At 67.2% G+C, this 8,023-nt stretch carries 8 protein-coding genes; 5 read left to right on the forward strand and 3 right to left on the reverse strand.

The genetic code is table 11. The annotated features are described in order from the left end of the window. Nucleotides 1-330: hypothetical protein (locus tag J5F18_RS14035; protein WP_346299212.1), on the reverse strand; the 330-nt coding region annotated here is incomplete at its 3' end. A gap of 598 nt (nucleotides 331-928) precedes the next feature. Further along, on the reverse strand, nucleotides 929-1,228 hold the full coding sequence (locus J5F18_RS14040) for a hypothetical protein (protein ID WP_346299213.1): 300 nt from the start codon (nucleotides 1,226-1,228) through the stop codon (nucleotides 929-931). 347 nt (nucleotides 1,229-1,575) lie between these two features. Here J5F18_RS14040 and bioA point away from each other — a divergent pair, with 347 nt between their 5' ends. After that, nucleotides 1,576-2,880 (forward strand): adenosylmethionine--8-amino-7-oxononanoate transaminase, encoded by a 1,305-nt coding sequence (bioA, locus tag J5F18_RS14045; RefSeq protein ID WP_346299214.1) that lies wholly within the window; start codon nucleotides 1,576-1,578, stop codon nucleotides 2,878-2,880. Nucleotides 2,881-3,039: 159 nt separating this feature from the next. Here the strand turns inward: bioA and J5F18_RS14050 are convergent, their stop codons facing one another. After that, on the reverse strand, nucleotides 3,040-4,335 hold the full coding sequence (locus tag J5F18_RS14050; RefSeq protein WP_346299215.1) for a ferredoxin reductase family protein: 1,296 nt from the start codon (nucleotides 4,333-4,335) through the stop codon (nucleotides 3,040-3,042). A gap of 148 nt (nucleotides 4,336-4,483) precedes the next feature. Here J5F18_RS14050 and J5F18_RS14055 point away from each other — a divergent pair, with 148 nt between their 5' ends. The 4 genes from J5F18_RS14055 to J5F18_RS14070 all read left to right on the forward strand — a co-directional run. Further along, complete coding sequence (locus tag J5F18_RS14055) at nucleotides 4,484-5,566, forward strand: lysophospholipase (protein WP_346299216.1); 1,083 nt, start codon at nucleotides 4,484-4,486, stop codon at nucleotides 5,564-5,566. Between the two features lie 101 nt (nucleotides 5,567-5,667). Beyond that, nucleotides 5,668-6,654 carry a hypothetical protein gene (locus J5F18_RS14060; RefSeq protein WP_346299217.1) on the forward strand — a complete coding sequence of 329 codons (987 nt, stop codon included), beginning with the start codon at nucleotides 5,668-5,670 and terminating at the stop codon, nucleotides 6,652-6,654. 216 nt (nucleotides 6,655-6,870) lie between these two features. Further along, entirely contained in the window at nucleotides 6,871-7,278 is a 408-nt protein-coding gene (locus tag J5F18_RS14065) for a hypothetical protein (protein ID WP_346299218.1), read from the forward strand. A gap of 325 nt (nucleotides 7,279-7,603) precedes the next feature. Beyond that, the coding region (locus tag J5F18_RS14070) for a hypothetical protein (protein WP_346299219.1) at nucleotides 7,604-8,023 on the forward strand (420 nt) is incomplete at its 3' end.

Here is an 8,023-nt window from a genome sequence, read left to right on the forward strand (position 1 = left end):
GGGGAAATCCACATAACCCTGCACCCAAGCATTCATGTTTTTCAGTGCATCGGCGGCTTTGACACCTGCCGTCTTCGCAGCATCTGTGATAGACTTTTGAACCATATTCTGACATACAGACATGACCATGGCGCATGCCTTGTAGTCCTCGACGCTCATTGTCCCGTTCACATTTACTTCAACTGGCTTGGGAATACTCATATCGCCGCTGACCTTATCCTTGCCCTCTAATCCTCCGGCTGCCAAGAGCACAGGCTTGTGGGCTTCTGCCTTCCTGTCCATCGCTTCTACGAGGAAGGGCAAATCTTCTTTAGTGAATGAGCTACTCATGAACTTCTCCTCTTGATTACACCCCAGCTTTTTTATCAGTTTTGAAGGGGGCATCTACAAAACTGATTGCGGTGTTGTTCTAGAGCTGACCAGCCAAGTACATACGCATCAACTCGATAAACGCAGTGTGAGTGCCCGATGCATTGAAATCTAAAGCTCCTTAAAGCACCTTCTTTCGGCTGAATGCCGAACAGGATTTTTCGCTGTCTAGATTGCCATCCTATAACCATACTACTTAACCTTAGACAGCTCACCCCATCTCATCGGATACCGCTGCGTACTCTTATCAGAACGTAGCTCCCAAGGACTAACTTGGCTAGTGTTATTGTGTGATAATTTTCTAGAAAACTCTTGCTCGGGACATAGCATATGTCTCAGGAAGGAAAACCTGACCCCACAACCACCTTGGATAGGCAATTACAATCAACAAGTTATAGAAGTTCGCTCGCCAAGTTGGCGATGAAATGCAACCTATCTTCCCAGGCGCCGTCAGCTCGCCTGTCTCATGAACATGAAGGTGTCGCTCGAGCGCTCTGAATCCAGTTGTTGCCAATTCCGGCCTGCATCCCTGGCCTCCGGCCGTTTGGTAGCTGGTGATCTAGAGCAAGGACGATTTCTCATTTTTTTTAACAACTTGCAGAAAGTCACGCTGAGTACCGGCGCAGCAGTGTCTAACGATCTCCGTTGTGGTCGCCGTGCCTGCTGCGTGGATGGTGGTAACGAAGGGTTCAGCCAGATGCCGGCGCGGCATGTTCTTGATCGGCAGATCCCCGATGGCGAAGGCCAGGATCTGGACCGGCGGAAACCTCGATAATCCCGAGACGCTCTCGCCGATCCAGGCGCTCAGGCCGGTGGCGGTATTGCTGCCCCACATGGTGATGAACCAGCTGGCGAGCATCAGGCCAATGACGATCTGTGCCGGGAGGGATAATGCGGGCCTCACAGTAAACCAATGAAAACAGGAAAGGATTACACCTTGCTGAACCGAACTGCCGTCGCTACGATAGCCGGCACCTGTTCACTCACCGTTGGCTGCCATGAATCCTTGCCACCCGTTCGCGCTCGATATGCATTATCTCTTTGATTTAAAGGTGTAGTTTTTTCCAATTGGCGCCATCTCCTCCAGCCTCCTGATCCGCACCATCGGCGCCTTCCGTTATCGACACGCACTGACCGTCCTCCGTCCCGACAAGTGCGTCGCCCTCGCGGTCCACCATCCCGCTTCACCGCTACAAAGGAGCCCCCATGAGCTCAGCCGCCTCGCCCCACGCTTCCACAGGAAGCCCCTCCCCCGTCTGGCATCCCTATGCCCACCTCAAGACCCAGCGCCCGGCGCCGAAGGTCATCGGCGGCGAGGGGCCGCGCTTCACCCTGGAGGGCGGCGAGACGCTGCTCGACGCCACCTGCTCCTGGTGGTGCATGATCCACGGCTATCGCCATCCGCGTCTGGTGCGCGCCATCCAGCAGCAGGCCGACGAACTCTGCCATGTGATGCTGGGCGGCCTGACCCACGAGCCCGCCGACCGTCTGGCCCGAGAGCTTGTGCGGGTCACGCCCGAGGGCCTCAACCACGTCTTCTATTCCGACAGCGGCTCCGTCGGCATGGAAGTGGCCATGAAGATGGCGGTGCAGTACCAGCAGCTGCGCGGCCGGCCCGGCAAGCATCGCCTGCTGTCGCTGATGAAGGCCTACCACGGCGACACCGCCGGCTGCATGGCGGTATGCGACCCCGAGGAGGGGATGCACTCGCTGTTCGCCGGCTACCTGCCCCGGCACCACTTCGCGCCGGCCCCCACCGCCCCCTTCGATGCCGCCCCCGAGGCGGTGGAAGGCGACCTCGCCGCCCTGCGCCGGGTGCTGGAGCGTTACCACGAGGAGATCGCCGCGCTGCTGATGGAGCCGCTGCTGCAGGCCGCCGGCGGGCTCAACATGACCTCGCCCCACTACCTGGCCGGGGCGCGGGCGCTATGCGACGAGTTCGAGGTGCTGCTGGTGTTCGACGAGGTAGCCACCGGCTTCGGCCGCACCGGCCGGCTCTTCGCCGCCGACCATGCCGGGGTGACGCCGGATATCATGGTGCTCTCCAAGGGCCTTACCGGGGGGTATCTCGGCCATGCGGCGACGCTGGCCACCGATCGGGTGCACGATGCCTTCGTGGGCGACAGCCCCCATCACGCCTTTATGCACGGGCCTACCTTCATGGGTAATCCGCTGGCCTGCCGGGTGGCCCTGGAGAGCCTCGCGGTGTTCGAGGAGGAGGACTACCTGGGCAGGATCGCCGAGCTCAACCGGGTGCTGGAGGAGGAGCTGGTGAGGGACGAGGCGCTGGCCGCCCACCCCGCCGTGGCGGACGTGAGGGCGCTGGGGGCCACCGCGGTGATCGAGACCCGTCAGGCCGCGGATCTCGCCGGGGTGGGCGACTGGGCCCGGGCGCAGGGGGTCTGGCTGCGTCCCATCGGTCGCTGGCTCTATACCATGCCCGCCTATATCACCTCGGAGGCCGACATGCGCCGCATCACCGCGGTGATGAAGGGGTGGTTCGGCCGCTGAGCCCGGTGGGCGCTCAGCCCCGCCACAGGGCGACGAGCAGGGCCGTGACGACCAGCAGCACGGCGCAGAGGGTGGCGGCATGGCGGGCGTAGCAATGCAGCATGGTTCGGCTCTCCCCGTGGGTCTCTCATTCGTCACCCGGCGCGGCCCGGGCCGGGCTCACACCATATCGAAGCGGTCGGAGTTCAGGCGGGTCGGCTCGACCCCGAGCTCGATCAGCCCCCCCTCGGCGGCATCCATCAGCGGGTCGGGGCCGCAGATGAAGTAGTCGCGCCGACCATCGTCGGCGGGCAGGCGGCGTTCCAGCAGGTCCCGGTCGACCTTGCCGCGCTCGCCCTGCCACCCATCCGGCGGCTCGTCGAGCACGTGGATCACCTCCAGCGCCAGTTGCTCGGCCAGGGTCTCCAGCTCCTCGCGGAAGGTGGCCTCCTCCCAGGTGGGGTTGGCATAGATGAGCCACAGCGGCAAGCGCTCGCCGCGATCGGCGAAGGTGCGCAGGATGCTCATCATCGGCGTGATGCCGATGCCCCCGGCGATCAGCACCGCCCCGGAGGGGTTGCGGGCATCCGGCAGGAAGGCGCCGAAGGGCCCCTCGAGGAAGGCCCGGGTGCCGACGGGCACCTCAGGCAGGGTCGCGGTGAAGTCGCCCAGCCGCTTGGCGGTGAAGGCGATGCGCTCGGGGCGCGCCGCCGAGGAGGCGAGGGAAAAGGGGTGCTGCTGGAGCCGGTAGGGGGTGTCGCCCAGCGTGAACCAGGCGAACTGGCCCGGGGCGAACTCGAGGCGATGCCGGCCCAGCGGGGCCAGCACCAGGGTGGTGGCATCGCCGCGGACCGGCTGCGTCTCGACCACCTGCCAGGGCCGCAGCAGGCGGGTCTCCACCACCAGCAGCAGCGCCAGGCCGATCAGCAGGGCGAGCAGCACACCGGCGGCCCCCGCCGTGTAGTGGCCCACCATCAACGCATGAGCGAGGCCACCCCCCACCACGGCCACCGCCAGCAGGCCATGCAGGGCCCGCCAGTGCTCGTAGGAGAGCTGGCAGGCCTGGCGCCACAGCGAGGTCACCACCAGCAGCAGCGTGGCCGCCAGCAGGCCCATCAGGGTCAGGGCACGCAGGGTGTCGTCGCGGGGGTCGAGGTAGTCGAGCCAGGCGGGCCGGGAGGCCAGCATCACCGCGGGATGGGCCACCACCAGCAGCAGCGCGATCACCCCCATCCGGCGATGGAACTGCAGCAGGTTGTCGAAGCCCAGCGCCTCGCCGAACCAGCGATGGCGCCCGGAGACCAGCGCCTGCAGCGCCATCACCGTGAGCGCCAGCAGGCCGAGCAGTGCCCCGAACTCCACCCCCACCCCACGGGCCTCCGCCGGCGCCCGGACCAACACCACGACCATGGGCAGCAGGGCCAGCCCCAGATAGGCCCCTCCCCACAGCAGCGCACCCTGCATCACTCTGCTCATCGTCTCCTCCCTGACCGGGCAGCCGACGGCGAATCCTCGGCTGCTGAAGCCATCCCCACGCCCCACAGCGTAGGCGACGTTGCGACTGGGGTGAACATCGGGTCCGCGGCGAGGGTCTCATCAGCGGACCGAGAGCCTGGAGGGCCCCATGTCCGTACGCCAACGCCCCCCGCGCCCCGAACTGCCCGGTGACCCGCGGCCGGCCCTGCTGTCACTGCTGTTCGCACTCTGCGCCCTGCTGCTGGCCGGCTGCGCCCAGGCCGCCCGCCAGGCGCCGGGACCCGGCGCCGAGCCCCCTCGCCTGGAGCCCTTCCAGGTGATCGCCGAGGACGGCTACCGGCTGCCGCTGCGCCACTGGCCCGCCGAGGGCCACCACCGGGACATGCCCCGCGCCCTGGTGCTGGCCGTGCACGGCTTCAACGACCACAGCGGCAGCTTCGATATCATGGCCGAGGCGCTTAGGCCCCACGGCATCGCGGTCTACGCCTTCGATCAGCGGGGCTTCGGCCTCACCGCCCAGCGGCGCCTGTGGCCAGGCCACGAGCGGCTGGTGGACGACCTCCATCACCTGGTCGCGCTACTTCAGGCGCGCCATCCCGAGACGCCTCTCTACCTGGTAGGCAAGAGCATGGGCGCCGCGGTGGTGCTGCTGGCCCTGGAGAAGGACCCGCCGCCCCCGGTGGCCGGCAGCGTGCTGATCGCTCCCGCGGTGTGGGGGATAGAGGCCATGCCCTGGTACCAGCGTGCCGCCCTGTGGCTCGGCGTGCGCCTCATGCCCGAGGTGAGCTTCTCGTCCACCACGGTTCGTCGCCTGGGCATCCACCCCACCGACGACCCCGAGATCGCCGCACAGCTGGCCGAGGACCCGCTGATCCTGCGACGCGCCCGGGTCGATACCCTGCACGGCGTCAGCGAGACCATGAGCCTGGCCCTGGACGCCGCCGAGCGGCTGCCCGGGCCGGCGCTGATCCTCTACGGCGAGGCGGACCAGGTGATCCCGCCCGAGGCCACCTGTGCCCTGCTCGACCGCCTCCCCGAGCGGGACGACGAGGCGCCCGGCTGGCGCCTGGCGCTCTACCCGGAGGGCTACCATATGCTGACCCGCTACACCCAGCGCGAACGCACCGAGGCCGACCTGGCCGCCTGGCTGCTCGACCACGCCGCGCCGCTGCCCTCCGGGCAGGAGGTGGACCGGGAGCGTGCCCGCCGCCAGCTGGCCTGCGGCCGCTGAGGCCCCGGACACCACGCCCCCGGCAGCGTTGGCACCGGTCACGGGACAGCTCACGACGGCCCGGATAGACTGAGAGCAACCTCGAGCCAAGGAGCCCCGGCATGAGACGAGCCCTGATGGTGCTGATCGCCGGTGCCGCCCTCACCGCCCATGCCGAGCCCGAGATCGCCGAGGAGGAGAGCGATCTGCCCCCCTGGGCCCATGAGCAGATCGAGCCCCTCCACGAGGGCGTGTCGAGCTGGGTCGAGACCACTTCGCGACGCATCGACGCCTTCTTCGGCACCACCGACGCCCTGACCATCGAGAACGACTCCTACCTGAGGATCAACCAGGCCTGGCGCTGGCAGGAGGGCGACTCCTTCCAGCAGGACATCGGCGTCCGCTTCCGCCTCGACCTGCCCACCACCGAGGAGCGCCTGCGCCTGGTCATCGAGAGCGAGCCGGAGGAGACCCAGGGCACCCTGGCCGAGCAGGATGACCAGCTGGTGGATGAACGGATCCGCGGCGTGGAGAGCCTGCGCATCGGCCTCAACCGTCTGGGCCGGCACGACAAGCGCGAGCGCTGGACCACCCAGGTGGGCGCCGGCGTCCGGGTGCGGCTGCCGCCGGATCCCTATGCCCGGGTGATCACCCAGCGCCTCTGGACCCTCAACGACGGCCCCTGGCAGCTGGAGAGCGATAACCGCCTCTCCTGGTTCAACAAGGACGGCTACTCCGCCCGCACCCGCTGGGACGTCGGGCGCCCCGTGAACGAGAACCGCCACCTGCGCTTCATCACCAACCTGCAGTGGCGCGAGGAGGTCGATCACCTGGAGTTCAGCGAAGCGGTGGAGCTCAACCGGCGCATCGACCGCCGCCGGGCGATTCGGCACAGCGCCGTGGTACTGGGCGAGAGCGTCTCCGACCCGCGCATCGAGGACACCTACCTGCAGACACGCTACCGCCGCGACCTGCACCGCGGCATCCTCTTCCTGGACCTGGCCCCGGCCCTGCACTTCCCTCGCGAGGCCAATCGCGAGCCGCGCTGGGCGCTGGACCTGCGCCTGGAGATGTACTTCCGCCGCGAGATCGACCGCGTGCGCCTGTGACCCGGCGGTGGCGCGGCCCACACCGAGGCACACAGCGGCAGCCGTGCCGGCGACCGGGTCCCTTGCTCATGGGATCTTTCCTGTCGGGATGGGGTCCAGACAGTGTGGCAGCCGGCACCGTTTGTTCCCGAATGGCCCGGCCACGGCCTTGACGGCAGCCCGCAAAGGCCTCATTATCAATAATGATTATCATTTGCTAATAGCAGCGAGCCCGCCATGAGCACGGAACATCCCAAGGCCTACTACACCGCGGTCTTCCTGCAGGTCTCCTTCAAGGCGATCAAGCACTCCATGGCCGGCAAGGTCAGCGACGGCCTGCCCTGCTGGCTCGACGGCAAGATGCTGGCGATGCTCGGCCGTGAGCTGAAGGAGTGCCGGGACCAGGCCGCGGATAACAACGCGGCCCATCAGGCCCTGTCGCGGGCCAGCCTGGAGTGCGAGCGGCTGCTCAGCCACTGCCCGGGCGGCCTCGACACCTCGCTTTGCCACCGTCACCTGGACGCCATCCTCACGGCACTGCAGTGCGCCGTCCCCGCCCTGGCCGGTCCGCCGGCGGCACCCGCCACCTCGCTCTGGCAGAGCGCCAGGGAGCACCTTCGCGAGGGCTGGAAGCGCCTGACGTGAAACCAGCACCGACGGGACCGCCGCCGGGCCGACGGGCCAGCCGGCTCACGCGAAAGAGCGGGTCGCCTGATACCCGGCACAGCACGTATTTCAGTCAGCCAGCCCCCCCGCTTCGGCTATAGGTCAAGATGTTCGGTACCCCTTGATGTGTCCCCTCGCCGCCCGGCGAGGGGAGTTGACCTCGTGCCGGCCGGCAGCGTCCTCGACGGGCAGACGACACGACAACCGGGAGGAAACCCAGATGCGTGGCATCCTGTGCAGTTGCGTCATCGTGGCGGGGCTGACAGCGGCAGGCGGGCCGGCCGGCAGCAGCCAGGCTGATGAGGTGTCAACCACGATCCAGATGATCCAGGCGGCGGTGGAGCGCTTCGCGGACGTGAACGTGGCCCTGGCGGAGGGCTATATCCCGGACCCCTCCGGTGAATGCGTGAAGGCCGGGGAGCACGGCCTGCCGCCCGAGCTTGGCCAGATGGGCATCCACTACCTGCGCCCCGACCTGCTCGGCATCACCGCCACCGAACCGCGGGTGAACGGCACCGGTACTCATACCGACTTCCTGGAACCCGCGATCCTGCTCTACGAACCCCAGGCGGACGGCTCCCTGGTGCTGGTGGGCGTCGAGAACCTGGTGTTCGCCCAGGCCTGGGAAGCGGCCGGCCACACCGAGCCGCCGAACTTCCTGGGGCGCAGCTGGGACTACATGGCCGACGACCCGGCCATCCCCGGCGACCAGGCCCACGGCTTC

Source organism: Halomonas sp. BM-2019 (assembly GCF_017584085.1).

Excerpts from the sequence above, each read along its gene's own strand:
- J5F18_RS14055 (WP_346299216.1), top strand. The coding sequence starts at position 4,484 with ATGTCCGTACGCCAACGCCCCCCGCGCCCCGAACTGCCCGGTGACCCG.
- J5F18_RS14065 (WP_346299218.1), top strand. The coding sequence starts at position 6,871 with ATGAGCACGGAACATCCCAAGGCCTACTACACCGCGGTCTTCCTGCAG.
- bioA (WP_346299214.1), top strand. The coding sequence starts at position 1,576 with ATGAGCTCAGCCGCCTCGCCCCACGCTTCCACAGGAAGCCCCTCCCCC.
- J5F18_RS14040 (WP_346299213.1), bottom strand. The coding sequence starts at position 1,228 with ATGCTCGCCAGCTGGTTCATCACCATGTGGGGCAGCAATACCGCCACC.
- J5F18_RS14050 (WP_346299215.1), bottom strand. The coding sequence starts at position 4,335 with ATGAGCAGAGTGATGCAGGGTGCGCTGCTGTGGGGAGGGGCCTATCTG.
- J5F18_RS14060 (WP_346299217.1), top strand. The coding sequence starts at position 5,668 with ATGAGACGAGCCCTGATGGTGCTGATCGCCGGTGCCGCCCTCACCGCC.